Source organism: Roseomonas rosulenta (genome assembly GCF_016106005.1).
Taxonomy (GTDB): Bacteria; Pseudomonadota; Alphaproteobacteria; order Acetobacterales; family Acetobacteraceae; genus Neoroseomonas; species Neoroseomonas rosulenta.
Map to the genome: position 1 here is coordinate 1 of NZ_JACADR010000431.1, position 2,524 is coordinate 2,524.

2 protein-coding genes are annotated in these 2,524 nt (G+C 73.3%); both read left to right on the top strand.

Features of this window, described 5'->3' with window-relative positions:
* The first annotated feature begins 227 nt into the window (after positions 1-227).
* Positions 228-923 (top strand): CBS domain-containing protein, encoded by a 696-nt coding sequence (locus HW578_RS25395; protein WP_198373493.1) that lies wholly within the window; start codon positions 228-230, stop codon positions 921-923.
* Positions 924-1,211: 288 nt separating this feature from the next.
* The coding region (locus tag HW578_RS25400; RefSeq protein ID WP_369407979.1) for a DEAD/DEAH box helicase at positions 1,212-2,524 on the top strand (1,313 nt) is incomplete at its 3' end.

The window sequence follows — 2,524 nt, forward strand, 5'->3', positions numbered from 1 at the left end:
GGCCGCCGACGCGGTGGGCCAGCCCGCGCTGCGCTCGCGGCTCGATGCGCTCGGCCTGCTGCCCGCCGCCGAGGGCCCCGCGCCCTTCGCCCGCTTCCTGGCGGCCGAGCGCGCGCAGTTCGAGGCGCTGATTCGCGGCGAGGGCATCCGCCTCGAATCTTGATCCGCGTCAAGGCGCCGATGCCGCCCGGAAAGCATGCTGCGTCCAACAGCCACGGAGGAACCGCATGCGCGCCCGGGACATCATGACCGCCGACCCCGTCACCGTGCCACCCGACACGCCGCTCGAGGCGGTGGCCGCGCTGATGGCGGAGCGCAACATCTCCGGCCTGCCGGTCCTCGACCCCGATGGGCGCCTGGTGGGGCTGGTGACGGATGGCGACCTGATGCGCCGCCTCTCGGCCAAGGAGGACAAGCCGGCCTCCTTCTTCGCGGCGCTGCTCGGCGCCAATGCCGACCAGGCCATGGCCTATGCCCGCGCCCATGGCCGGCGCGTGCGTGACGTGATGAGCACCGACCTCGCCACCGTGGCCGAGGACGCCACGGTCGAGGAAGTCGCGCATATCCTGGAGACGAAGCGCATCCGCCGCGTGCCGGTGGTGCGCGAGGGGAAGCTGGTGGGCGTGGTCTCGCGCGCCGACCTGCTGCGCGCGGTGATGGCCCCGGTGGGCTCCGGCGCCGAGGAGGAGGCGTCCGACCCGCGCATCCGCCGCGGCATCTATGCCGCCATGCGCGAGCAGCCCTGGATCAGCACGCGCTTCGTCTTTCCCATGGTGAAGGATGGCGTGGTGACCTTCCACGGCTTCCTCGGCGCGCAACAGGCGATGACGGCGCTGCGCGTGCTGGCCGAGGGCGTGCCGGGCGTGCGCGAGGTCCGCTTCGACACCGCGCCGCCGCCCTCGCTGATGGTGGGCGTTCCCTGAAGGGCGCCCGGGCGCAGCGGGGGCGCGCCCCCCGCGCCCCCTGCCGTTTCATTGTTTTGCTTGTTTTCGCAAATGCGAAGGCGCATAAGCCCCCGCATCGCGCGGACATCCTGCGCGCCACGCGCCGCCCGGCCGCGTGATCGGTCCCCGCCGCTTCCCTTCGCAGAAGGCGTGAAGCGCGGTGCGGGCCCGGGTCGGGGAAGGCGCGCCACCCATCGGACCACCCCAATCCCGCGGGGTTTTCTGACTGCAGCGACGTGCATCGCACGCGCCTGACAGGGATTCATCGTGACCACGACTTTCGAGGCGCTGAACCTCGACACCCGCATCCTCCAGGCCCTGGCCGAGGAAGGCTACACCGCCCCCACCCCCATCCAGGCCCAGGCCATCCCGTCGGTGCTCGACGGGCGCGACCTGCTCGGTATCGCCCAGACCGGCACCGGCAAGACCGCGGCCTTCGGCCTGCCCATCCTGCACCGCCTGGCCGCCACGCCGGGCCGCCCGCCGCGCGGCGGCTGCCGCGTGCTCGTGCTCAGCCCGACGCGCGAACTGGCCTCCCAGATCGCCGACAGCATCCGCACCTATGGCCGGCATCTCGGCCTGTCCGTCGCGGTCATCTTCGGCGGCGTGGGCTTCGGCCCGCAGCGCGCCGCGCTGGCCCGCGGCGTCGATATCCTGGTGGCCACGCCGGGCCGCCTGCAGGACCTGCTCGACCAGGGCGCCGGGCGGCTCGACCATGTCGGCACGCTGGTGCTCGATGAAGCCGACCAGATGCTCGACAAGGGCTTCCTGCCGGCCATCCGCCGCCTGGTGAAGGCCATCCCGGCCGAGCGCCAGACGCTGTTCTTCAGCGCCACCATGCCAACCGAGATCAACAAGCTGGCCGCCGAGATGCTGCGCGAGCCGGTGCGCGTCTCGGTCGCCCCCGTGGCGACCACGGCCGAGAAGGTGGCGCAGCGCGTCATCCACGTGCCGGCCTCCGGCAAGCGCCGCGTGCTGGCCGAGATCATCCGCGCCGAGGGTGTGGGGCGCACGCTGGTCTTCTCCCGCACCAAGCATGGCGCGGACCGGATCGTGAAGCACCTCGACATGGACGGCATCGCCGCCAGCGCCATCCATGGCAACAAGGCGCAGAACGCGCGCGAGCGGGCTCTCGCCGCCTTCCGCGACGGATCGGCCCCGGTGCTGGTCGCGACCGACATCGCCGCGCGCGGCATCGACGTGGATGGCGTCACGCACGTGATCCAGTTCGACCTGCCGGAAGTGCCCGAGACCTACGTGCACCGCATCGGCCGCACGGCGCGCGCGGGCGCGTCGGGCGAGGCGATCGCGCTGTGCAGCCACGAGGACCGCGACAAGCTGCGCGCGATCGAGAAGCTGATCCGCCAGACCATCCCGGCCGAGACGCGCCCGGGTGCGACGGCCGAGGAGCTCGCCGCGCAGCCGAAGGAGGCCCCGCGGCCGCCGCGCCAGCCGCAGAACCGCAAGCCGCAGCGGCAGGCCCAGCAGCGCCAGCCGCAGCATCGCCCGGCCGGGCATGGGGCGATGGCGGAACCGAAGCGCGACGCGCAACCCGCCCGGCCGCACGCCGGGGAGGCGGC

Bases quoted from the DNA above. Each gene is read 5' to 3' on its own strand.
- HW578_RS25395 (WP_198373493.1), top strand. From the start codon at position 228: ATGCGCGCCCGGGACATCATGACCGCCGACCCCGTCACCGTGCCACCC.